The following is a 22,770-nucleotide window of genomic DNA, read 5'->3' as shown; positions in this document are numbered from 1 at the left end:
TTTGGGGTTTTATTGCCATTTCAAGGGTCGGGCGCTAAATTTCAGGATCTATTCTAACTATTAAGACTGCTATGAACTTATTGAAACATTTTATTGATAAACGAAATGTAGTACCCAGCCCCCTAAAATTCTTAACGTTCTACTCACCTATTGTTTTACCAAAATTCTCTTAGGCCAAAATCCTAATCCTCCCAAATAATACTTAAACAATGCTCACCATGAATTAAACATCGTTCATAAAATGGCAAATTTGCTTGATTTTCGTTCTTAACATTAAACCAGTCCATTGCAAAAATTGGTTCTGTATTTAATGCTTTTCTTCCCATACTAAAGTATTCACCAGCTACTGTATCCTCAGGCAATCTATCTTTGCCATATTTAAGCCATTTAAAACGGAAGTCATGTGAAGTCCAATACCATTTAATTTTGTTCTTAAATGAATAAACAACCATAATGGGATGATTGCCTATTGCACAAAACCTTAGAGCTGTTGCAGATTTGCTAACACCATATTTCTTAGCGAGTTCCTCAATTATTCTATATTCAAATTTCTTTTTATCACAGTATTTTTTAAAACCTGCTTCTGGCATAAGTAAGCAAGATGCAAAATAATCTGCTTGGCGTTCTGCTCTATTTCTACTCTTAAATCCCGTTTCCGAACAATGACTTGGAGATAAACCTTGTAGAAGCGCATTACGATGGTCGTCGATAAAAAAATGTCCTAATTCGTGAGCAAAGGTAAAACGAGCCCTCTCTGAATATGCTTGTTTAAGTCTAGTCAAGTTTATATAAATGTGAAATACACCGTTTTCACATTCTAACAAGCCATCAAATGAATCTGAGTAATTGCCAAAACTATAGCTGATATTATTTTTTTCTGCAATTAAAATCGGGTCGATTTGACCGTATGGAAAGTAATATTCGGAAATGCTACTAGCTAACTCATTAATTTCGACAACGTCATTTCTTGATAAAAAATCATTTTTTTCGGGCATCTTTTTTATCCTTGTTCATTTGCTCTCTATCCTTTTTAGATATTTCCTTTCCTTCTCTTGCAGCCATTGCTAAATTTGACACTGATTTATTTACGGCATTATTTAATTGAATTATTGGAATAGAGGAACCCGTCTCATTAATAATATCAGATAAATCTGGCCAACTGGATGGATTTGAAAATATGCCTTTATATTTCTTTTCGAAGGCCTCAACCTCTTCCTCAGTTTCAGGAAAAGCATATCCATATTTCCTTAAGAGTTTACCTATATTTTTGTTTTCTGAATACATAACTATTTTTTTACCTCTTTAGCTTCAATTGTCTTTTTAATATTTCCTTTGGCTCTTGAAATTGTTTGTCTAATATTCTGCCAAGTAGTTTCAAACATATTTTCTAGTAGTTTAATATTTTCACTAGTGAAATTTTTATCCTCTTCGTAAAACAGGAAATACATACGAATTAACTCTCGCTTTTTTTGGGAAAATTCCATTAGGCATTCATCAACTAAATTTCGTCTTCTTGCCAATTCCTCATCTAAATAATCGAATTCATCTTCGAGCAAGGCCCATTTCCATTCGCTGTCATTATCATCCATTGTATTTTTTTCATTCTCCCTAGAGGACTTGCTCTTTCTTAGTTCTTCGAAAAATTTGTTTTTGCCAATTACTGACAGATAAGATTTAAATCCACCTTCCTGAGTTTTGTGTTTAGTGGAATCAAATTCCCAACCTAATGGGTTTTTCCATACTTCAAGAAAGACATTTGACATTACAATTAAAGCAACCTCCTCCTTGTTAGCTGTGAAGTGAATTTTGTTAAAAATAACATTGTAGACAAAACCTCTAAATGTTTCATAGATAAAAGACATAGAAGCTTGCGCTTCATGTTCATTTTGGTCCATGTCATCTATCGTTAATAAGTGAGTTTCTATATCCATGCTTAGCCGCTATTATTATATGAAAAAAGTGTGACATTTCACTTTTGTCACACTTTGAACATCTGATTACGAAGAGAAATTAAATAACTCGGTAATAGATATTACAATGTAATAAAAAATAACAAAATGGCAAAGAATAAACCCACAGGAGACAACGCAAGAAAAGGAGCTGTTAAACAACGTTCACAAATATTAAACCCAAAAACTGAACTTTATGTAAAAAGAGATACCCAAACAGGAAGATTCATGGATGTAAAAACTACTGGCGGCAAGTTTAAAGGCGTTAGAAAAGAAAAGTAAGCTCAGAATCTCTCGGGCTTTATGTGAGAGAATTTTTTAACTATTAAAATTTGAAATTATGTATTTAAGCAAATTTTCAAAAGATGAGGTTAGTATATGTGAGCAAGATTTGTGTTTCACAGCTAAAGGCGAACAAGCAAAAACAATGGTTGCGATAGTAACTGTTGCTTTTGCATTATTTGCATTTTCAGAATTATTAAAATCATAATTAGTAAATGTCCTTAGCAAGACGCTAAACTGCTTTTTTAGAATAAAATTATGGAAGAAAAATTTAAACAAAAACAAGTACACTTTGATGCTGATAATAGCTCAGGTAAAATTAAAATTGAGAAGTTATGCTCTCTAATTGAGCATCATCCCTACAAGGATGATATTCATAAAATGTTTGATATTGAACATATTAAAAATGAATATATTTCCATTGAATTTATTGATTTAATCTACAAAAGAGTTAAGCACTTTGTAACAGATTATAATCGCTATAAAATTATAGCAGAAACTAAAGATGTTAATGTCTTTGAAGAATCAATTTCTGGAAGTAGTGACACCAACATTATTTTTAATTTTGAAGAGTATGTAGATATTGATGAGGTTAAAGAAGGTTTAAAAACTATAGCTATATATGATTCTAAAAATACGTTTTTAGACGAGTATGCTATGACCAAATATGCAAACAAATTATTTAAAATAGGACAAGCTTCACTTGCTAACTACAATGTTCAGTATTTTAAAGAAATGGCCAAAAATAGTGATGGCTACAATAAGGAGAAAAGCTATCGTTTAGTAGACCATAAAGATATTACTTACCTACGTGGTATCACATCTACTCGCTATTATGAATATGGAATTGATTTCACTTTCGTTGTTGGAATGTTAAGTCTACATAAGAATATGAAGACAAACCCAGGCATTGAATATAAAATAACTAGCGCAGCAATTAGCGAGTCAAAACTAGAAATTATCGCTTCTGAAAGACATACTAAAGATGCAGGTAAGTTTGGGCAAGTGTCATCAGCTATTAAAATAACCACAAATGATTTAGGTACAGGTTCTTTAAATTTCAGCAATGTGATTAATGTTATGCAAAATGATTCTTCTGGTTTCTATTTAATACCAAAGAAAGATTCTATGGTAGAAAATAGCTCACTAGTTATAAATCACAATACAAAGCCAGAGAATGTTTTTGTTTCATTGAAAGAAATGGATGAAATTCTTAATACAACTGATAGCTTTATAGAAGAATTGAATGATGTTAAGACAATAAAGAATCCAGATGAACTACGAGTAAAAATTCTTGCTAAAATTCAATCACCTAGGAGTAGTTTCAGCACTATTTCTAAGCTTTCCGATATCTTTAAACGAAAAATTGATAATGAAGTTAGTAATTTTAAAAAGCTTTTAGAAATGTGCAATAAGGCTGAGGAGCTGGAAATAGATTTCGACTTAAAAGATAAGTTACGATATATTATTTCTGATATCATTCTGTATGGTCATTATAGAGAGCGTTAATTGATGGGGAAATCTATTAAGAAAAGGGTTTCCTCATCAATACCAACCAGAAAGTTGTAAATAACATCTTTCTTCTATATCCTCATTTACCTTAAGCCATTTTGCTAATGAAATTCTTATTAAAGTTCCTTTGGGAATAACCTTAGGGGGATTTTCCATACCAACATATTTCAAGCTTTTTTGTTTGGGTATAACACCCAGTAATTTATGGTAATAAAAATATCTATCGTCTTCTAAAATTAAATCAGTATCACTTTTCCAGAATCCAACGCTACTATTTGGTAATTCCTGCTCATTCTCTGAAATGTATCCTTTATCGTTCTTTTGCCACTTTAACTTTCCTTCAAATAGGTTTTCTATATGACCTTCATATATTTTCACCCCGCATCTATTAAGAAAATCAGCTAAATCAGGAACTATTCTTATTTTTTTATTCACCTTAATAAAAACATCCTCTACGTGAGGTTTTCCTATATATGGAGAAGCCTCAAAATCAATATCCCAAACATCGCCGATATTTAAATCAGTATCCGCAAATTGGTACCAACCCTTTGGGTTTCTAGCTCCCCCTCGATTTAGTAAACGTATGTAACTATTATTTTCTAACACTAGTCCGCCAACACATACATGCTTACTTCCATATTTAGTTTTTGATGTGATAAGTACTTCCAATATTAAATATGTTTGATATCAAAATTAAACTCCAATGATAATTTTGTAGCTACTATTGACCTATGACATGCTTTATGTTGTTCTTCAACACAAAACAAAACAACTTTCTCAGCATTAATATTTTCAAGGTCTATTATAAATTGCTTGAAATTGAAGGGTTTTATAACTTGATTGTTATACTCCTCTATAAAAACATGACCTAGGGTCAACCTATCCCTTTTCAATTCTAAATTTTTTAAATCGGCTTTTTTCTGTAATTCTCTAATACCCTTGGTTGGAGCTAAATCTAGATAATGCAGATATTTGATATTCTGATTTTGAAGTTTGGATTGTAATTTTTTACTATTAACAAATGAGTATTTAGAACCACGAACACCTCTTCTTTGACGAATATCACAGAAAGTGTCAATTTCATTTTCAAGAAGTTTATTAAAAAAATCAGCTTCAGTAGAATTATAAACTCCTATTGTATAAAACTCCATCTCTATAAATAAGTATTTCTAGATGTGAAGCCCGTCTCACCAAAAAGGTCATTTGTTCCAAAACCTTTAGTTAGAATTTCAATAATCTCCTCTTGAGATTTTATTCCATTAGAAGTTATATGTTGGACTGAAATATTATGATTTAAAAGTTCCTGCCCAATTAATTTACATCTATGACATTCCTCTGGTTTTGATTCGCTACACATTAAGGCTACACGCATTTTTTCTTTATTTGCCTCTATTAATAAATTAATACCATCTTTAAAGAAATTTTTAGTTTTTAGTTTGTCATAATCAACTTTACCATCAGTATAACAAGATTTGTCATTAGGTAGACCTCCAAGGTATTCCCCTAGGAATTCATACGTAATATTATTCTCAGGCAAATCTTTTTCGAGCCATGCTCTATTAAAATGAAAGTTATATTTAGAGATTGGACTAGAGCGAACATCTAGAAGGAATTCTATTTGATGTTTTTTTAGTTCATTAACTAATTCATCAAACTTCTTATTCCCGTGACCAATTGAATAAATTGTTGATTTCTCCATAAATCAAATTTAGGATATTAACTTTATAAATCAAAACCCATTCCTATGTCTCTTACCGTGTTCTAAATAACAACTATTTCTTTTTAGTATTCAATTGTAAAAGTATAATGAATTAACAATTATTCAATTACGGAAATCTGTTAGGAAATTAAAAAATGTAGTAAAACCCATTCCACACACATTATACTCCCCTCCTAACGTCGGTGCGTATAATAAGTATTCCATTAACCTTGTAAAAGAAACTTTTAAGAAGAAAAATTTAAAGAAGCTGTATTACCTTATACTTTGCTTTTGCAAAGCAAAGTTCATAACGCGGAACATTATAGTACAAAAAGGTCGCTTTGTAACTTATAGGGGAATTCACGTTTATAAGCTATAATTCTATATTATGTAAAATATCTCTCACATTTTTAGCTTTTGGAAAAAGTACGACGAGCCTGAAATGAAATGAAGGAATGGAGTAGCAAGAGGGCAACGCGCTAGCGCGACATTGCGTAGTTTCACGGCTATATAATCAGTTGATTTTCAGTAATTTATAAACGCTCAATTTTACTTAAAAACATTGTTTTTTGCGGCAAAACCTTTGGAACCCCCTATGAACAGGCAAAAATTTGCGGCAAAATCCTAAATTCTCTACAGTAACATGGAAGATAGTCGATAATTGCCCGAATTAACATAATGCCTTTCAAAAGCCCTATACATACTGCAATCAATTATGTTAATCTGGGAAAAAAATAATTAAAAAATGCTTAAATGCGATTAATTCAGATGCAGAAATGGGTACCTCAATTGCCCTAAAAATTCATCGTTTTTATTCGAAAAATGTATTTATTCTAGCGTATCCGCTCTGGCGGATTTGCTGCATTTTCAAAGGGATGGATTCTCCACGCGAAATATAGAATTAATATTAAAACCGTTTTTAAGACCCAGCCTCTAAATCCATCACTTTAAAAACGTTTTTTGTTTACTCTTAAATAGCTTTTTTTTCTTTCTCAATATCTTTCATAATGGCTATCACGCCATTGGTTCTTCTTTTAATCCGAATCTCCAAGGCAAATGGGGACAATTGGTGCACCTCAAAAAGTCCTGTATGGCGACCAGAGCTCCTATATAAGGAGATACATCCTTGGAAAAATCACGGAAGCGTTGCGCCACCTCTTCTTTGATACTGATGGCTGAAAATCGATATTTTTGGTACTTATATTCCATTTTTTACTGTAAAAAATCGCCTGCTTACAGGGTTTTCAAAGGCTTTTACTGTAAATCCTCGTTTTACCTATTTTTTATAAATCTCCCAAAACCCCTATAAACAAAGGATTTACGGAGTAAATGAGATATGTAGCGCTGCGCGAGCACGCTACCCTCTTGCTTCTCCTTTTCGTTCGCCCAAAACGAGCCAAAAACTCGAACAACTCATAAAAAATAAGTTGCTCTTTTATTAAAAAACTAACTTTATAAATATATCTAAATACGATATATCAGGTAGCTTCAAATGATACGTCAGGTTTGTAAATTTAGCATGAATCAATAATTCACAAACTGTTTGCCATTCTACAAAAAAACTAACCCGTAGAGCTGTTTAAGATGATTTACTTAGTATATCCAGAGTGTTTTTCTTTTTTCCAACATTACTGGCTTTATTATTTTTAGTGCCATTTTCTTTTTTTATATCTTGAGAAGATATAATTATGGTTCAATACTTTGATTTACTTCCTAAAGGCCTTCGTTGTTTTTTTTTGATGCTTTGGGGGTTTAATATTTAGGGTTGATAAGACTTATAAAAAAGAGCGAAGTATGAGCCTGATTTATGCAGTCGTTCAAAACTAAATATTATTATTTTGCCATCCATAAAAGATAATGACGGAGGGCTTGTACATAGATTATTTATACGTTTTCTTTATGTTTGTTTATGGATTTTACCAATCGACAACTAAACATTGTAAGTATTGTTATATCACATAATAAGGTTAGTGCTTCTAAAATTAGAACACAACTCCCCCAACCTATTAGTATTCCGATACTCTACATTGAAATAAACAAACTTGTTTACTATAAGGTTTTATCAAAAATAGGCAGAGGTAAGTTAAAGGCTTATGTTATATCTCCAGATTATAAATAAATCTCTTTTTTTGAATAGTTTAAATTGATGCTCTTCGTATCCATTAAAGTACTACTCTAGCGAACTTGAGTCTAAAATGTGATTTTTAATTTTTGGGCTCATGTTCAAGACCTTTGTAATGAAGCTCTTTTTCCGAAATGAAGTGTTTACGAAATGGAGGAGAATGGGCTGCAATGGGATTTTAACGAGAAGATAAACATGTGAAAAGTTATAGTCTAAATATGCAGGTCACCTCGTAATATAGGTTTGTTAGGTAGTATATTTAGGGCTATTGTTTGCTTTTAAGCAGTGATATAATTTCATCTTTCTCCTTGAGTCATTCTGTGTATCTCTCAATAAACTTATAGGCAAGGAACTAAGAAGTACTATATAAACCAATCATTCCTGATTACATTAGGGTGATTATTTCTTAATTCTTATTTCAGGAAACATTGCTTCTGCTTCTTTGAAGAATTCGGATAAATTTATATTCTCACCTTCGCAAATGCTTTCAATGGTTTCATAACTCGTTCTATAAGAATCATCAACTTTTATCCTACGAACCGTTTTCTCATCTAAATTATGATTTTTAGCAAAATCACTATTGTTAACTACTTTGCTAACCCATCTAGCAGCAATATACTCAACTATTTTACGATTTCTATCTGTCATTGTTACAAATAAAACTAGAGTTAGAAGAATTATATCGGATTAAAATCCGAATATTTGATTTTTTTACTATATTTGATGCAGATTACATATTTTTGCGATTCTTCATATAAAAAATTTGAAGCATTCGCTTTGAATCTCGTATCAGAAAACTGGTAATTTAAAGGAACGAGATGATAAGTAAGATGCTCACACCTATGGGTGTGGGCTCTCTTATTGTTCCTCGGTATACCAGTACCTCTGATGCAGTAAGTTGAGTTCCACGCCTTTTTGTTTTTAAAAAAAAGGGCATTCTTCTCACCTTTTTCAAAGCTATCTTCTCTTTATAAATTATAAGAACTCGCATCAGATATTTAAACGAGCTCTATTATGCCACACAGTAATTTTAAATTATTAAAAAATAATGACTCCTCTGCTATGGTACAAATTCATGCTCAATACAGCAGAAGTATCTTTTGGGTCGGTAGGCGAATGATTAATGATCATTTTGTAATAGAATCCTTAGTTCAGGATACTTTTTTAAAATTATGGGTTCATAGGGACAAAATAGAATCTCCTAAGCATATTTTCTATTTCTTACGGTTTGTGATGAAAAGAGAATGTATTTCATACTATAGTAAACCTAAAAATAAGTTCTTTAGAAATGTCTATTCGTTAGAAAATTACGACAATTACCAAGACTATATGATGGGTTATGATCCCATACATGTATCTGAAAATCTAAAAGATCAGGAGTCGCAACAAAAAGCCTTCAACCGAATCAAAAGCGTATTACCCCTATTGAGTGCTGAAAGAAAGCATTTGATTGATCTCTGTTTAAAATATGGTTTTCAATATAAGGCTATTGCCGAGGTTATGGGAACAAGTATTAATGAAACCAGTCATGAAATAAAAAAAGCTATTAGTGATATCAAAACCATTATTAATAAGGGAGGTATTCCAAAAATCAAAAAAAGACCTCCTAACGGAATGAAGGTTCAAGATGTTATGACCGAGGAACAAGAAAGGGTATTGGAACTAAGATGTAGAAATAAATATTCCTTTGCCTTGATCGCCAAAGAGCTTAACCTCTCCCAAAAGGAAGTTCACAAAGAATTTATGGTGGCTTATAAGTTAATGCAGGAGAAACACCAACCACAATTGTCTTAATATGGAAAAGTCTACACTAAAACTGACTCGGAAAATCCAATTATTGGTAGACCTACCTACTAAAGAAGAACGCAAGGAAGCCTTGGACAAACTTTATCAGTGGCAAAACAGGTGCTTTAGAGCAGCTAACCTTATTGTTTCCCATTTGTATGTGCAGGAAAATATCAAGGAATTCTTTTATCTGTCAGAGGGGATAAAGTATAAATTGGCTGATGAAAAAAAAGATGAGCTAGGTATCTTACAACGCTCCCGAATCAATACTACTTATCGCGTGGTATCGAATCGCTTTAAGGGTGAAATCCCAACAAATATATTGTCCAGTTTGAATAATACCTTAATCACTTCTTTTAAGAAAAATAGTCAGGAATATTGGAAAGGTGAACGTTCCCTTAAAAACTTCAGGAGGGATATGGCCTTTCCATTTAGCTTGGAGGGCATAAGCAGATTATCTTATAATGATGAGAAAAGGGCTTTTTGTTTTCGTTTATTTCAAATTCCTTTTAAAACGTACTTAGGAAAAGATTATTCCGATAAAAGAGTTCTATTGGAGCGAGTCATAAAAGGAGAGGTCAAGCTATGTACTTCTCATATTAAACTGAAAGATGGTAAAATCTTCTGGCTACCAGTTTTTGAAATTGAAAAAGAGAAGCTATCCTTAAAACCAGAAGTGATAGCGGAGGCATCCCTGTCTCTTGAATATCCGATTGTAGTGAAAACAGCTAATACCAGACTTACCATTGGCACTAGAGAAGAGTTTCTATATAGAAGATTAGCTATACAAGCAGCTCGAAAAAGGGCGCAGATAGGAGCTACCTATTCTAGATCAGGTAAAGGAGTAAAAAGGAAAGTAAAAGCAGTGGATAACTTTCGCAAAACAGAAAGTAATTATGTATCCCATCGTATTCATGTATACAGTAGGAAGCTAATCGATTTTTGCATTAAACATCAGGCTGGAACACTCATTCTATTAAATCAGGAAGACAAGATTGGTATTGCTAAAGAAGAAAAATTTGTATTAAGAAACTGGAGTTATTATGAGCTAATGACCAAAATAAAATATAAGGCCAAGAAAGCAGGCATTGAAATTATTATAGATTAACCGATTTGGTTACGAGGGTGCTTGTACACCCGTAAGGTGAGGTTGATAATCACACTCACTAAATGTGAACAGCATATACAACGCGTGGGCTCTCTTTTATTTTAATCTCATTAATTATTCCTATCCCAAATGGATTACTTCATTGTATCAAATATTAATAACTCCCTTCCAAACACTTCTGTAACTTTTTGAGAAGCGTATGGAAAGGATTTTTTTAAAGGCTTTAAAAATTATCATGCGCTCTTGCTTTCTTCTTTCTTTTTAAATCGTTCTAGCAAATTGCCTATATCCTCACTTATCTTCGTTTCTACGACCCTTGCATAAATTTGTGTTGTTGATAGCTTAGTGTGTCCTAAAAGCTTTGATACGGTCTCTATAGGCACGCCATTGGATAGCATTACCGTAGTTGCAAACGTATGCCTAGCGACATGAAACGTGATGTACTTATTTATTCCACAAAATTGTACTATTTCCTTTAAATAACTATTTGCTTTCTGGTTTGAACAAAGCGGAAGTAACTTTTCTAATTTTACACCATCGAAACCCTCCTTATATTTATCAATGATTTGCTGAGCTTTTGGTAAGATTGGAATTTTAACCACTTCATTTGTTTTTTCTCGTTTGGTAAATATCCAATAGTTATTGTCAATCCCTATGGTTATTTGATTTGTGGTCAACTCCTTTAAATCAATAAAGGACAACCCTGTATAACAAGAAAACAAAAAACAATTTTTAACTTTTTCTAATCGTTCTTGATTAAAACAGGTGTCTTCAATTAATTGTAATTCTCTCTCAGAAAGATATTGCCTATCATATTTATCAAACTTTAATTGAAACTGTTGAAATGGGTTTTTAATTAACCATTCTAATTTACAAGCAAGATTTATCATTTTCTGGAATCTTTCTAAATGCTTCATAACTCCATTATTGGCTAAAACGTTTTCCATTTTTGAATTTTTATAATTCCTCAAATATTGTTCAAAATCACAAATGAATCGATAATTTAACTGCTTTAAGTAGATATCCTCTCTCTTTAATATTTTACTTAGAAACTTATATAAATATTTCTCCGTAGTATAGTAATTCTTCATAGTACCAAACTTCAAAACGGTAATCATATTGGTATTATGGTATTCAATAAGTTCTCTTAATGTTTTTCGATTATCATCTTCTCCAAGGAACCTCGCTTTTATAGAGTTGGCAGACACCATTATACCTTCTTCAAATAATTGCTTATGGCAATCCAGTATTTGATTATAGACTTCATCTAAGTAAGCGTTTAAAAATTTTACTTTTGTAGTATTTCCCCTACCTCTACCCTTATTAATGTCCCAATGATTCACCAGAACGCTTCTTTTTAAACTAATTTCTGCACGTTTTCCATCAACTGTAATTCGCGCATAAATTGAAAATTCATTAGAAAAACCTCTGGGCTTTCTAGTAAAGAAAATGACTGAAAATGTACTGTTTGTTTGCATTTCACGAGTTTTAAGTTAAACAATTTCATTTGTAAAACGAAAGTCAAATTGTTCTTAAAAGCTCTTTAAAATTACGACAATTCTGGTAAGAAGTGATTCACCTAATTGCACACTTTTTAGTTGATTTTAAATGATATCAATTAATATCATAAAAAATTAAAACACTGATAATCATACGATTAACAGTGTTTTGTTGTAACCTATTACTAGGTTCGTCGGGATGACAGGATTTGAACCTGCGACCACTCGACCCCCAGCCGAGTGCGCTACCGGACTGCGCTACATCCCGAAATTTAGTTTACAAAACTACTAAAAGTTACTTAGAATATCTGTCGTCTTTTAAAAGAAATCTGTGCTTTTACACAAAACGTTGTTCTTTTTTACCCAAGCCTAAAACACCTATGAAACTCTTCCATAAAAAACTAACTTACATTTTTCTATTTATTTTTTGCATTGCATGTAGTAAATGCCAAATAAACATTACTACAGAAAACTCTCCTATCGATGTCTTACTGAAAAGATAGGTACAGGAAATACCATCAGAATTTAAAATCTCATAGGAGTATAACTATTTTCCACAGGTGCTGTGACATCATCTGTAGCATGTATTAATATGGTAGGTTGATGTCTTCTGTAATCTGCAATTCATCAATATAGGTGTTAAAAAAGACTACTATATATAAAATATTTTTTATTCTTCTTTCAAATTATTTCAAGGGCAATCCCATTTAAAATTGGCAATTTTATCATTACTTGCAGAGGATAAATTATAATGCCACCATTCCGTCCTAATAGACCAGAAACCATATTTCTCCATAGTTTCTTTGAGTAATTTTCTATTGTCCAGAATATTTTTTGGTAAGTTATAATTATCATGGTATGCCTTTTTTCCAAAAAAATCAAAATCTGTACCCATATCTAATTCCTCTCCTTCTAGAGTAACTAAAGTAATGTCTACAGCTCCTCCTTTATTATGTATGGAACCTTTTACTGGATTTGCAACATATTGTGGATTAGGTACTATCTTCCACATTTTGTATTGCACATAATTTGGTCTATAACAATCAAAGAATTTTATTTTTACACCTCTTTTTTTAAATTCGGTATTTGCCTTTATTAACGCTTTGGCAGTTTTTACTCGAGTATAACACTCCGCACAATCGTATACTTTTGCTTTTAAAAAATTATTCTCTGTTGCATACCTTAAATCATACGCAAAATCTTCGCTATAATCTGCTAAACGTACAAAAGTAGAATCTGGAATACCCGCCAAAAATTTTAATTTCTTTTTTTCTTCTGTCTTAATAATGGGTATAGGTTTCTCTACTGTGTCCACAACTTTACCCATAGATATTTCTGGTACCTGCTTCTCTTTTACTTTCTCTTTGCAAGAGAAAAGAAGAAAATACATAACTAAAAAAATAATTCTCATATTACTATTTAAAAAAACATATTAAAGAAAGAAAGGTACTATTATTTTTATAATTTATAGGAACCAAAAAAGTCAATTTCTAAACAAACTTAGAAATTGACTCTCCTTATTTTCAACATGAGTTATTCTATTTTAAACCTTTTAAATACTCTAAACTTTGAGGTACTTGTTCCACCACACTAGAAGATTCATCTTCAATAAACATATACTCTACGCCTAACTTTTTTGCTTCTGCAACTACACCAGCAATATCTATTTGCCCTGTTCCTAAAACTACATTAGTTTCATCATCTTCATGTCCTGTATTATTACCCACTACACCTTTTGCCATATCTTTTAAATGTAACAAGGTTACTTTCTTTGGATACTTTTTCATTAAGGCCAAAGGGTCTTCTCCTCCATGTTGCACCCAAAATACATCCATTTCAAAGGTGAAATGTTCTGCATTTTGCATCATATAATCGAATAAAGTTCCATTTTCATAGGGTCTAAATTCATAGCCATGAGCATGGTAAGCTAAGGTAATTCCGTTCTCTTTAAGCAACTTACCTGCTTTATTAAAAACTTCGGTAGCGTGTTTTGTCTCTCCTATAGCAAAATCGTTATCGTTATGAGGTACCCATGCACACATAACATACTTTGCGCCATACGCTTTAGCATTTTCTACTACTTTTTCTGGAGATTTTTCTAAATCTTCAAACGAAGCTCCAATACTAACCATTTCTAGATTGTTTTTTTTAAGGAGTCCATTAAACTCGTCAAAAGGCATTCCGTAGCTATCTCCTCCTTCTATTTTAGTAATTCCCCAGTCTTTTATTGTCGCTAGAGTACCTGGTATATCCGTTTTAAACTGATTACGCAAACTCCATAATTGAATACCCACCTCTTGTGCTCCACTTTGCAATGTTCCAAACCCTAAAGCCAGTACTAATGCTGTTTTATATCTTTTATTGATTTTCATTCTTTCTTCTTCTTTTACTTAGGTTAATAAATTACCTTTTTCGTCCCATTCTGCCGTAACATTTCTTTGACTCTGGTCTACGCATTTTGCAATCCATACTGGGTCATAAGCAACACCGTGTTGATCTAAAACATCTTGCGGAACACCGTCCCAAACATTCGGCGAATTTCCTTTATATCCTAAATCTGCAATCCCTACTTTTGATGTATAATAACCTGTAACCGTAAGGCCCCGCATCATATAGAAAAACTGTATTTCAAGTGGTTGTTCGGATAAAGGAATTTCTATATCATGCCAGCAAATTTCATCACAAATTTGTTTTTTCTGTTCTAAAGTTGCCGATTTAAATTCGGTTTCGAAATCTGTATTGCTTTTATGATCCAACCACATTAACCCACCTAAAAGTGTTGGTGCCATTTCAGGAATATCCTTACCCATAAACTCTACAAGATCAGGAACACCTGCCTCAATAGGGCCACCATGTGGTTCTTTCGGTGGAAGAATAACTACGCTTAATGCGGCAATTGTTTCCATCTCATGTTCATTGAATAATTGTTCTGCATTTAGCTTCTCTATTCGCTCCAGTTCTTTTGGGGTTCGTCCAAAATAATTTTCACTACTTGTTGCAATGACCTCATCAATAGTTTCTCCGTTCTCTGTCTTGCAGGAGTTGAATACTAGACCGGTACTAGCCGCAGCTCCTCCAAGTATTAAAGTTTGTAAACTCTTTCTTCTATCCATCCTCTAAAGATTTTGTGCCTTAAATTGCTCAATAATATAATCAGATGCCCTCCACGAAAGCGCCATAATTGTCCAAGTACAATTCTTATCTGCTTGAGAGACAAAGACACCTGCGTCTACAATGAAAACATTGTCTACATTGTGTAACTGCTGAAACTTATTAGTGACAGACGTTTTTGGGTCATCGCCCATACGTGTAGTTCCTACCTCATGAATAATTTCACCTGGTTTATGCAATCCGTAATCATTATCCTTACCAGGTTTATCCCCTAAATAATGACCACCCATGTTATGAATTATCTCTTCGAAAGTATCTTGCATATGTTTGGCCTGATTTTTTTCAAATTCTGACCATTTGTAATTAAATTTTAACACCGGTATACCAAATTGATCTACAGTTGTAGGGTCAATCTCGCAATAATTATCTTTGCGTGCAAGACCTTCACCACGGCCTCCGAAACCAATTACTGAACCGTAATACTTTTTCACATCATCACGCAAACTATCTCCATAACCACCCGTTTTTAATCCGAAGTACTTATTCATAGCATTAGGGTCTGAACCAAAACCATAATTAGGTTGCCCCATACCGCCCCAAACTTCAATGTGATATCCCCGAGGAAAATTAAGCTTAGAATTATCGCCCCACCACGGGGAATAAACATGCATACCCCCTATACCATCTTCATTATAAGAGGTCTTTCTATTCATTAATCCTGGTATAACACCGGCTGCACTTGCACCAGTTGAATCATGTAAATATTTACCAACAATATTACTGCTATTTCCTAATCCGTTCGGGTGTTGTTTGCTTTTTGAGTTTAACAAAATACGCGCGGAACTACAGGCAGATGCAGCTAAAACTACAACTTTTGCTTTTAATTTATATTCTTTTCTATCCTCCTTACTAATGTAAGAAACTCCAGTTGCTTTCCCTTCGGCATTGGTGGTCACTTCTCGAACCATCGAGTTTACAAAAATCTTTACTTTACCTCCACTTTTCTGCGCTGGGAATATCAAACAACTACCTGCAGAAAAATCAGCATATACGGAACATGAACGGTTGCATTGTCCGCAATAAAAACAAACCCCACGATCCTCATTAATCCTTTTGGTCAACATAGAAAGTCTTCCTGGAATTACTGGGATATTAGATTTTTTTGCGCCATTGATATAAAACAATTCATGTAATCTCGGTTTCGGAGGAGGAAGAAAAAAACCGTCAGGATCATTTTCTCTTCCTTCATTGGTACCAAAAACACCAATTAATTTATCTAACTTATCATAATACGGTTTAACATCTTCATACCCTATAGGCCAGTCATCACCGTGACCATCACGTGTTTTCCCTTTAAAATCTTTTGGACCAAAACGCAATGAAATTCGCCCCCAATGATTGGTACGTCCTCCTAACATTCTTGAACGCCACCATTTGAATTCTGTTCCTTCGGTATGCGTATATGGCTCTCCATCAACCTTCCAGTCGCCCCAGGACATATCCCATTCACCAAAAGCACGATCTACCCCTGCTCCTCTACGTGGAGAATCATAGGGCTGCTTTAATTGGGTCATAGTTACTGGATCAGCTGGATCAAAAAATGGTCCTGCTTCAACTACAGCTACGTTTAAACCAGCATCTGCCAACTGCTTGGTAGCCATACCACCACCAGCGCCAGAACCAACAATTATGACATCATAGATTTCTAAGGATTCTTTAATCTGCATTTGCTAGCCATTTGTTAGTTCAATAATTTATATAAATATTTCTTCATAGAAAATAAACTTAGATAAACAACAGTTTTAAACCTGCTGACATCTTATTTAATCGCATGAACAGCCTCCTGTTTTAAAAAATCAATAATCCGTTTTTATTTTTTTATTAAAAGGGAGGTTTAATTGGTAAAATATATCATTGGAGTCTTTATCCTTTAAAACATCTAAGCCATACACAATTTTGGATGTATCCTCATAAACAAATGTTCCAAAAAATCGATCCCAAATAGAGAATATATTTCCAAAGTTAGAATCTGTCCAGGGGCGTTCAAAATGATGATGAAACTTATGCATATTGGGTGATATAAATAGCATACTTATCCCTTTATCTAACCATAAAGGCAACCTTATATTGGCATGTGAGAAGTATGTGCAAAATATAGTAATAAGCCTGTATATTATATAATAAGCAAATGGTAAACCCGCAATAACTACTGCTATTAAAGCAAAAAATTCTCGTATAATAAAATCGCCCGGATGGTGTCTTGTTCCTGAAGTAACATCTAAATCTGTATCGCTATGATGTACCATATGAAAGCGCCACATAAAACTTATTTTATGAAGCAAAAAATGAACTACATATTGTGCTATAAAATCTAAAATTAAAATACTTATTATTAATTCTACCCAAGTAGGGAACACAAACCAATTTAATAATCCAAATTTACTTTCCTCTAACCATGAAAAAACACCTACAGTTATTATTCCAAAAAGTACATTAATTATAATAGTAAAACCCAAAAACACAAAATTAAGAAGTGCATGTTCCCATTTGTTATACTGCACCTTACGTAAGGGGTATAAACCTTCTAAAACCCAAAATATTAATAGACATGATAGTATCCAAATTAACTTTTGAGGATTACTTAAATTAGCAAAAAACAAAATTAATTCATTCATAGTGGTTGTATTTCAAAATTTTATGTGCATAAGTTACTTAAAAAAGTAAGCATTCTGCTTGTTCAACATCTACAAAAGGCAATACTTTTTATTCCAAAAACAATTTTTATCTTGTAAAATATAAATAGTATGATGACTGTATTCTTATGACTGAATTAAAAAATGAGTTTCAAAAAATATATACTTTACAAAAAAACAATCAGCAGAATGTAGCTAATTCAAATTATAAGGAGCGCATAAAAAAATTAAAGCAATTAAAGGTTCTCATAGAAAAAACTTATCGAAAAAAAATTTGTAATGCATTATATCTTGATTTTAAAAAACCTCTATTAGAAACTGAATTAACAGAGATATACCCAGTAATTGGAGAAATAAATTTTGCCATTAAGAACTTAAAAAAATGGACTAAAAAGAAGAAAGTTTCTACCCCTATATCTTTATTTGGATCTAGCTCTTGGATCCATTACGAACCTAAAGGAGTTTGTTTACTTATATCTCCATGGAATTTTCCCGTAAATTTAACTTTTGGCCCCTTAGTTTCTGCTATAGCAGCTGGCAATACCGTTATTATTAAGCCTTCGGAACTATCCCCAAAAACTTCTGAAATTATGGGTGCTATTATAGCTGATATTTTTAACCCAAATGAAATTACCTTAATTCAAGGAGATGCTGCTGTCTCTCAAGAACTACTAAAACTACCTTTTAATCATATTTTCTTTACTGGCTCCCCAGCAATAGGAAAAATAGTAATGAAAGCTGCTGCAGAACACTTAACTTCTGTAACTTTAGAACTGGGAGGTAAATCGCCAACCATAATTGATGAAACTGCTGATATTGAAAAAGCTGCAAAACGTATTGCTTGGGGGAAATTTATAAATAACGGACAGGTCTGTGTAGCTCCTGATTACATTTTAATACCTAAAAAAGTAGAAAGACCATTTTTAGAAGCTCTTAAAAGACAAATTGAAATTTTTTATGGTGATAATGCAGAATCATCCGAATCTTATTGTAGAATAATTAATGCTAAACATTTTATACGTTTAACGCAACACATAGAAGACGCTAAAAGTAAAAATGCAACTATTGCTTTTGGAGGCTATACTAAGGAAGTGGAAAATTATATATCTCCTACTCTTATTACCAATCTACCTAATGAAGCTTCTTTATTAGAAGATGAAATTTTTGGCCCCATATTACCTATTCTTACGTATGAAAGTTTGGAAGAAGCTATAAACTATATAAATACCAAAGACAAACCTCTTGCTCTTTACATTTTTAGTAATAATAAAAAAAATACAGACATTATTATAAGAAATACAAGGGCTGGGAGTACTTGTATAAATCATGTTGTTTTACAATATTCTAACCATAACTTACCTTTTGGAGGAAGCAATACGAGTGGTATTGGTAAAGCTCACGGTTTTTATGGTTTTCAGGAGTTTTCTAATTTGCGCTCTATTCTAAAACAACATACAAGAAGTGCTACAGAACTATTATATCCTCCATATACAGAAGGAAAGAAAAAACTAACTAATGCAATCATAAAATGGTTTTAACAAGCCTATTAATCTAATTTTCTGGTTTCAAAATTAGTTCCTTTTCCACTGTCAAAAGAAACCTCTCTTTTTTCTATTAAAATATCCTATTGAGAAGTAGAAATAACAGCATCTGCCGTTAATAAAGCTCTAGAAAAAGCATTTGCTACACTAATATATGCTAAGAAAATGCCTTCTATATCTACAGAATTTCTTCTAATCTCAGCTTCAAAGTTAACTTCTCTTCCTTAAAGATTGCCTGTTTTTAAGAATACTAGTATTGTTTCTGTTGTTTCTTGAATATTATAGTTTTTCCTTATAACTAGTATTCCTTAACAAATGCGTTTCTACCTGTCTTCTGGTTCTTATTCTACCTATCCATTTTAAATAGTAAACTACCTCGAGGCAAGCCTCGGAGCATTTAAATCCCGATTATTGAGTAAACATAATCATCTCTGCTTCTGGCTCTTCTACTAAATCCAATTTTTTTTTCGGTTTTATACCTATACTAAAGCAGTTTTAATGGAAAAGCTTCCTATATCTAAAACTAGATAACACATAAGTTCTAAGGTTATTTTTATTATTGGTAATTAATTTTCACTTCTTTCTAATATAATTCAAAGACGTACTAAAAACCCATACTTTTAATGCTTTAAGCATGGATCAGAGGTTTAAACCCTTCTTAAAAAATCAACAAAATAATAGATAAAAAATTGATAACATGATACTTACACTTATTCCTCATTACATACAAAAGTTTTCGAAAAGGTTTTAATAAAAATAAAATATATAGATATTAAACCAACTAAAGTGATAAAACAACTCCTCGATAAATTCATAATTATTACTTTGTCTTTTTATTATGGTATGGTTGTTGTCTTATTCTATCTTAATAAAACAAATATTCTTTTTTAGGTAACTGACAAATATCATTTGATGCATCAGTTATTAGTCTCAGATTTGTCATAAGTCATTTGTTTTTTTTTAGAAAACAAGACTTTTCCATATCGAGACCTACAATATTGTTTTATCCATTGATAACTTAAAACACTAACGATGACTAACTCGGCACTAAACTGTATTATCATAGACGACTCGCCAATGCAACGTATGTCTATTTCCAAAATGGTAAGTACTCATCCAGAACTAAATTTAGTAGGAACCTACCCAAATGGTATTGTTGCTCAACAAGACTTAATTTCTAATCAAGTACACCTGCTTTTTTTAGATATTGAAATGCCTATTATAAGTGGTTTCGATTTTTTAGAAGAATTAGAAAGCATGAAAAGTTTAAAACATAAACCCCAAGTTATACTTATAGCAAGTAAAGCAGACTATGCATTAAAGGCTTTTGATTATACTATTACAGATTATTTACAAAAACCTTTAACTAAACAGCGTTTTTTTATCGCAGTGGATAGAGCTCTAAAAATACAGAGACAAATTACAGGAATCTCCGAAGAACAACCATATATACTAGTAAATAGTAACTTACAAAAAGTAAAAGTTCCTCTAAACGAGATAAAATGGATTGAAGCTCTAGGAGATTATATTAAAATAATTACAAATAACAAATCTCTTTTGGTGCTCTCTACCATGAAAAATTTTATGACTAGGCTACCTGCTGACAAATTTATAAGAATACATAAATCCTATATCGTAAACATTCAAAAAATAGAAAACTTCTGTAGTAATAGTGTTGAAATTTGCGATAACAAAATACCTATGAGCAGAAATAGAAAGAATGACTTACAAAATATTATGGAACCCTATTAGCCACAAATATCTCTTATGCTATGCGTTAATTTCCACATTTGGTATTACCAAAAAAGGGATATCTAAATCATACGCAACTCTTTTTATAACGGGTTCATGCGTTACATTTTCAATAAATGTATGGTTATAATTCACCATTGCTAGCATATCTATTTTTAACTCGTCTAAAAAAATCTTTATTGCTCCTGCTTTAGTAGAGAAATTAGGCATCCAGTGCATAGAATGTCTTAAGGGTTTTAAATACTCTTCTAAAGTATTTTTATTTGCTTCTTGCTCCTTTGTTAATTCTTCCTCATTGCTAATATGCATTACACATATTTTTGATGAATTAAATTTGGCTAAGGATATTAATGGCTTTATTACTTCTGCATTAAAAGAACGGCGATAATCCGTAACAAAAGCAATATCTTTTGGAATACTAAAATCTATCTCTTTTGGCACTGTTAAAATAGGACATTCTTGAACGCCTTCTATTACATTTAGCGTATTACTCCCTAAGAATATTGCTTTTAATTCTGAGCAACCATGATTACCCATAACAACCAAATCTATATTTTTATCCTGAATAATCTTAGATACAACTTTAACAAAATCGCCTCTCTTGGAAATGGTATTAAACGTATGTTTAGGGTTGTCATGGTCTAGTTTTATTCTATGGTATGTTTTCCTTAAACCAACTATAGAATCTTCCTCTAATTGCTCTGTTAATTGATTCGAAATCCCTTTACTCCATAAAATTTTATCCTCTGGATAAACATTTAATAAATGAAAAGTACATTCGCTATTTTTCACAAGTTCTGTGGCATGGAAAAAAGCATTATAGGCGTTGTTAGAAAAATCTGTAGGAACAAGAATGTTTTTCATAGCATTAATTTTTAATAGAATTAGGAAGTACTAAAAACGGTATGGATAAATGAAAACCAATTTTCTTAATTATTGGCTCTATAAATAACCGCTCTATAAATGTATGTTTGTTTTTTATCATTACAAGAAGGTTCATGGTATTTTTACTTTGAAAATCATTTATACCCTGTATTACTCCTTGGTGTGGCCTATGATGAAACAAGTGCCGCACCCCTTTTAAAAGGTTTACTAATTTTTGTTTATTATTTAGCTGCTTCTCTGTTAAATCATTTCCATCGGAAACATATATAATTTCTATACGCGATTTATACTCTTTAGCTATGCTTAACATAGAACTTAACTGAGCTTTGCTATAGTTAACCTTAAAATCTGTTGGGAAAAGTATTTTTTTAGGTTTTATATATTTAAAATTAGACGGTATTGCCAAAACAGGACGGTTAGATTTTTGTATTACATGTACCGTATGACTTCCTAAAAAAATCTCTTTTGCCCCTGTTGCCCCTTGGGTTCCCATAATTACTACATCTGCATCTTGATTATCACTGGTTGTTAAAATTTCATCTATAAGAATATTAAAAGCAGTATGTGTTATAATCCGATGGTTAGGATTATTAAAGTCTTCTTCTATTTTTCTTTTTAGTGCTTCTAATTTTTCTAAAAACTTAATTTTACCTGTATCTCCCGAGCCAATTTGCCCTGGGCTGTGTAAAACATATTCTGATTGATAGACTACAGGAGTATAGGCGTGTATTATATGAAAAACGCACTCCTCCTCTTTAAATAATTGCATAGCAAAGGAAATTGCATTATACGCATTATCAGAAAAATCAGTAGGTAATACAATTGTTTTCAT

General features: G+C 32.2%; 22 protein-coding genes and 1 tRNA gene. 7 read left to right on the top strand and 16 right to left on the bottom strand.

Annotation, left to right across the window (positions count from 1 at the left end; translation table 11 throughout):
- Nucleotides 1-182 precede the first annotated feature (182 nt).
- Genes QZZ51_RS04425 through QZZ51_RS04415 form a run of 3 tightly spaced genes read right to left on the bottom strand, consistent with a single transcriptional unit; the run spans nucleotide 183 to nucleotide 1,931 of the window.
- Nucleotides 183-995 carry an ImmA/IrrE family metallo-endopeptidase gene (locus QZZ51_RS04425; RefSeq protein WP_291866507.1) on the bottom strand — a complete coding sequence of 271 codons (813 nt, stop codon included), beginning with the start codon at nucleotides 993-995 and terminating at the stop codon, nucleotides 183-185.
- Nucleotides 979-1,284, bottom strand: coding sequence for a hypothetical protein (locus QZZ51_RS04420; RefSeq protein ID WP_291866504.1), 306 nt, complete (start codon nucleotides 1,282-1,284; stop codon nucleotides 979-981). Before QZZ51_RS04420 ends, QZZ51_RS04425 begins: the two co-directional genes overlap by 17 nt.
- A gap of 2 nt (nucleotides 1,285-1,286) precedes the next feature.
- Nucleotides 1,287-1,931 (bottom strand): hypothetical protein, encoded by a 645-nt coding sequence (locus tag QZZ51_RS04415; RefSeq protein ID WP_291866502.1) that lies wholly within the window; start codon nucleotides 1,929-1,931, stop codon nucleotides 1,287-1,289.
- A 126-nt stretch (nucleotides 1,932-2,057) separates the two neighbouring features.
- Between QZZ51_RS04415 and QZZ51_RS04410 the strand changes: the two genes are divergently transcribed.
- The 3 genes from QZZ51_RS04410 to QZZ51_RS04400 are packed head-to-tail and all read left to right on the top strand — an operon-like array spanning nucleotide 2,058 to nucleotide 3,740.
- Nucleotides 2,058-2,231 (top strand): hypothetical protein, encoded by a 174-nt coding sequence (locus tag QZZ51_RS04410; protein WP_291866500.1) that lies wholly within the window; start codon nucleotides 2,058-2,060, stop codon nucleotides 2,229-2,231.
- A 58-nt stretch (nucleotides 2,232-2,289) separates the two neighbouring features.
- A complete protein-coding gene (locus QZZ51_RS04405; protein ID WP_291866497.1) occupies nucleotides 2,290-2,439 on the top strand; it encodes a hypothetical protein in 150 nt (49 codons plus the stop codon).
- Between the two features lie 50 nt (nucleotides 2,440-2,489).
- The gene (locus QZZ51_RS04400) at nucleotides 2,490-3,740 is read left to right on the top strand and encodes a hypothetical protein (RefSeq protein WP_291866495.1); all 1,251 of its coding nucleotides are present in this window, start codon (nucleotides 2,490-2,492) and stop codon (nucleotides 3,738-3,740) included.
- A gap of 36 nt (nucleotides 3,741-3,776) precedes the next feature.
- On the opposite strand, the gene QZZ51_RS04395 is transcribed toward QZZ51_RS04400, so the two are convergent.
- The 4 genes from QZZ51_RS04395 to QZZ51_RS04380 form a co-directional block, all read right to left on the bottom strand.
- Entirely contained in the window at nucleotides 3,777-4,412 is a 636-nt protein-coding gene (locus QZZ51_RS04395) for a hypothetical protein (protein WP_291866492.1), read from the bottom strand.
- A gap of 2 nt (nucleotides 4,413-4,414) precedes the next feature.
- Nucleotides 4,415-4,894, bottom strand: coding sequence for a DUF488 domain-containing protein (locus QZZ51_RS04390; RefSeq protein WP_291866489.1), 480 nt, complete (start codon nucleotides 4,892-4,894; stop codon nucleotides 4,415-4,417).
- A 2-nt stretch (nucleotides 4,895-4,896) separates the two neighbouring features.
- A complete protein-coding gene (locus QZZ51_RS04385) occupies nucleotides 4,897-5,442 on the bottom strand; it encodes a DUF488 domain-containing protein (protein ID WP_291866485.1) in 546 nt (181 codons plus the stop codon).
- Between the two features lie 2,521 nt (nucleotides 5,443-7,963).
- Entirely contained in the window at nucleotides 7,964-8,212 is a 249-nt protein-coding gene (locus QZZ51_RS04380) for a hypothetical protein (RefSeq protein WP_291866483.1), read from the bottom strand.
- A gap of 366 nt (nucleotides 8,213-8,578) precedes the next feature.
- On the opposite strand from QZZ51_RS04380, the gene QZZ51_RS04375 reads away from it, so the two are divergent.
- On the top strand, nucleotides 8,579-9,358 hold the full coding sequence (locus QZZ51_RS04375) for a sigma-70 family RNA polymerase sigma factor (protein ID WP_291866480.1): 780 nt from the start codon (nucleotides 8,579-8,581) through the stop codon (nucleotides 9,356-9,358).
- A gap of 1 nt (nucleotide 9,359) precedes the next feature.
- Entirely contained in the window at nucleotides 9,360-10,457 is a 1,098-nt protein-coding gene (locus QZZ51_RS04370) for a hypothetical protein (RefSeq protein ID WP_291866477.1), read from the top strand.
- 233 nt (nucleotides 10,458-10,690) lie between these two features.
- Here the strand turns inward: QZZ51_RS04370 and QZZ51_RS04365 are convergent, their stop codons facing one another.
- From QZZ51_RS04365 to QZZ51_RS04335, 7 genes are all read right to left on the bottom strand, one after another.
- Nucleotides 10,691-11,935 (bottom strand): site-specific integrase, encoded by a 1,245-nt coding sequence (locus QZZ51_RS04365; RefSeq protein WP_291866472.1) that lies wholly within the window; start codon nucleotides 11,933-11,935, stop codon nucleotides 10,691-10,693.
- A 215-nt stretch (nucleotides 11,936-12,150) separates the two neighbouring features.
- A tRNA-Pro gene (locus tag QZZ51_RS04360) sits at nucleotides 12,151-12,224 on the bottom strand.
- Nucleotides 12,225-12,647: 423 nt separating this feature from the next.
- Nucleotides 12,648-13,367 (bottom strand): M15 family metallopeptidase, encoded by a 720-nt coding sequence (locus tag QZZ51_RS04355; protein WP_291866469.1) that lies wholly within the window; start codon nucleotides 13,365-13,367, stop codon nucleotides 12,648-12,650.
- Nucleotides 13,368-13,494: 127 nt separating this feature from the next.
- Nucleotides 13,495-14,328 carry a sugar phosphate isomerase/epimerase gene (locus tag QZZ51_RS04350; RefSeq protein WP_291866465.1) on the bottom strand — a complete coding sequence of 278 codons (834 nt, stop codon included), beginning with the start codon at nucleotides 14,326-14,328 and terminating at the stop codon, nucleotides 13,495-13,497.
- Nucleotides 14,329-14,346: 18 nt separating this feature from the next.
- Complete coding sequence (locus QZZ51_RS04345) at nucleotides 14,347-15,069, bottom strand: gluconate 2-dehydrogenase subunit 3 family protein (protein ID WP_291866462.1); 723 nt, start codon at nucleotides 15,067-15,069, stop codon at nucleotides 14,347-14,349.
- Nucleotides 15,070-15,072: 3 nt separating this feature from the next.
- Complete coding sequence (locus QZZ51_RS04340; protein WP_291866459.1) at nucleotides 15,073-16,794, bottom strand: GMC family oxidoreductase; 1,722 nt, start codon at nucleotides 16,792-16,794, stop codon at nucleotides 15,073-15,075.
- Between the two features lie 129 nt (nucleotides 16,795-16,923).
- Nucleotides 16,924-17,742: a sterol desaturase family protein gene (locus tag QZZ51_RS04335; RefSeq protein ID WP_291866456.1), complete on the bottom strand. Its 819-nt coding sequence runs from the start codon at nucleotides 17,740-17,742 to the stop codon at nucleotides 16,924-16,926.
- A gap of 146 nt (nucleotides 17,743-17,888) precedes the next feature.
- On the opposite strand from QZZ51_RS04335, the gene QZZ51_RS04330 reads away from it, so the two are divergent.
- Both QZZ51_RS04330 and QZZ51_RS04325 read left to right on the top strand, forming a co-directional pair.
- Nucleotides 17,889-19,298, top strand: a complete 1,410-nt coding sequence (locus QZZ51_RS04330; protein ID WP_291866453.1) for an aldehyde dehydrogenase family protein — start codon at nucleotides 17,889-17,891, stop codon at nucleotides 19,296-19,298.
- A 1,035-nt stretch (nucleotides 19,299-20,333) separates the two neighbouring features.
- Nucleotides 20,334-21,053, top strand: coding sequence for a LytTR family DNA-binding domain-containing protein (locus QZZ51_RS04325; protein WP_291866449.1), 720 nt, complete (start codon nucleotides 20,334-20,336; stop codon nucleotides 21,051-21,053).
- An 18-nt stretch (nucleotides 21,054-21,071) separates the two neighbouring features.
- Here QZZ51_RS04325 and QZZ51_RS04320 read toward each other — a convergent pair whose 3' ends face one another.
- Together QZZ51_RS04320 and QZZ51_RS04315 are read right to left on the bottom strand one after the other, a co-directional pair.
- A complete protein-coding gene (locus tag QZZ51_RS04320; protein ID WP_291866446.1) occupies nucleotides 21,072-21,917 on the bottom strand; it encodes a universal stress protein in 846 nt (281 codons plus the stop codon).
- 4 nt (nucleotides 21,918-21,921) lie between these two features.
- Complete coding sequence (locus QZZ51_RS04315; RefSeq protein WP_291866444.1) at nucleotides 21,922-22,770, bottom strand: universal stress protein; 849 nt, start codon at nucleotides 22,768-22,770, stop codon at nucleotides 21,922-21,924.

This window comes from Maribacter sp., from assembly GCF_016744255.1.
Lineage (GTDB): Bacteria > Bacteroidota > Bacteroidia > Flavobacteriales > Flavobacteriaceae > Maribacter_B.
Note: the sequence above shows the minus strand (reverse complement) of the source record. Positions and strands in the feature narration are given on the sequence as shown.

Excerpts from the sequence above, each read along its gene's own strand:
- QZZ51_RS04425 (WP_291866507.1), bottom strand. The coding sequence starts at position 995 with ATGCCCGAAAAAAATGATTTTTTATCAAGAAATGACGTTGTCGAAATT.
- QZZ51_RS04420 (WP_291866504.1), bottom strand. The coding sequence starts at position 1,284 with ATGTATTCAGAAAACAAAAATATAGGTAAACTCTTAAGGAAATATGGA.
- QZZ51_RS04415 (WP_291866502.1), bottom strand. The coding sequence starts at position 1,931 with ATGGATATAGAAACTCACTTATTAACGATAGATGACATGGACCAAAAT.
- QZZ51_RS04410 (WP_291866500.1), top strand. The coding sequence starts at position 2,058 with ATGGCAAAGAATAAACCCACAGGAGACAACGCAAGAAAAGGAGCTGTT.
- QZZ51_RS04405 (WP_291866497.1), top strand. The coding sequence starts at position 2,290 with ATGTATTTAAGCAAATTTTCAAAAGATGAGGTTAGTATATGTGAGCAA.
- QZZ51_RS04400 (WP_291866495.1), top strand. The coding sequence starts at position 2,490 with ATGGAAGAAAAATTTAAACAAAAACAAGTACACTTTGATGCTGATAAT.
- QZZ51_RS04390 (WP_291866489.1), bottom strand. The coding sequence starts at position 4,894 with ATGGAGTTTTATACAATAGGAGTTTATAATTCTACTGAAGCTGATTTT.
- QZZ51_RS04385 (WP_291866485.1), bottom strand. The coding sequence starts at position 5,442 with ATGGAGAAATCAACAATTTATTCAATTGGTCACGGGAATAAGAAGTTT.
- QZZ51_RS04380 (WP_291866483.1), bottom strand. The coding sequence starts at position 8,212 with ATGACAGATAGAAATCGTAAAATAGTTGAGTATATTGCTGCTAGATGG.
- QZZ51_RS04375 (WP_291866480.1), top strand. The coding sequence starts at position 8,579 with ATGCCACACAGTAATTTTAAATTATTAAAAAATAATGACTCCTCTGCT.
- QZZ51_RS04370 (WP_291866477.1), top strand. The coding sequence starts at position 9,360 with ATGGAAAAGTCTACACTAAAACTGACTCGGAAAATCCAATTATTGGTA.
- QZZ51_RS04365 (WP_291866472.1), bottom strand. The coding sequence starts at position 11,935 with ATGCAAACAAACAGTACATTTTCAGTCATTTTCTTTACTAGAAAGCCC.
- QZZ51_RS04355 (WP_291866469.1), bottom strand. The coding sequence starts at position 13,367 with ATGAGAATTATTTTTTTAGTTATGTATTTTCTTCTTTTCTCTTGCAAA.
- QZZ51_RS04350 (WP_291866465.1), bottom strand. The coding sequence starts at position 14,328 with ATGAAAATCAATAAAAGATATAAAACAGCATTAGTACTGGCTTTAGGG.
- QZZ51_RS04345 (WP_291866462.1), bottom strand. The coding sequence starts at position 15,069 with ATGGATAGAAGAAAGAGTTTACAAACTTTAATACTTGGAGGAGCTGCG.
- QZZ51_RS04340 (WP_291866459.1), bottom strand. The coding sequence starts at position 16,794 with ATGCAGATTAAAGAATCCTTAGAAATCTATGATGTCATAATTGTTGGT.
- QZZ51_RS04335 (WP_291866456.1), bottom strand. The coding sequence starts at position 17,742 with ATGAATGAATTAATTTTGTTTTTTGCTAATTTAAGTAATCCTCAAAAG.
- QZZ51_RS04330 (WP_291866453.1), top strand. The coding sequence starts at position 17,889 with ATGACTGAATTAAAAAATGAGTTTCAAAAAATATATACTTTACAAAAA.
- QZZ51_RS04325 (WP_291866449.1), top strand. The coding sequence starts at position 20,334 with ATGACTAACTCGGCACTAAACTGTATTATCATAGACGACTCGCCAATG.
- QZZ51_RS04320 (WP_291866446.1), bottom strand. The coding sequence starts at position 21,917 with ATGAAAAACATTCTTGTTCCTACAGATTTTTCTAACAACGCCTATAAT.
- QZZ51_RS04315 (WP_291866444.1), bottom strand. The coding sequence starts at position 22,770 with ATGAAAACAATTGTATTACCTACTGATTTTTCTGATAATGCGTATAAT.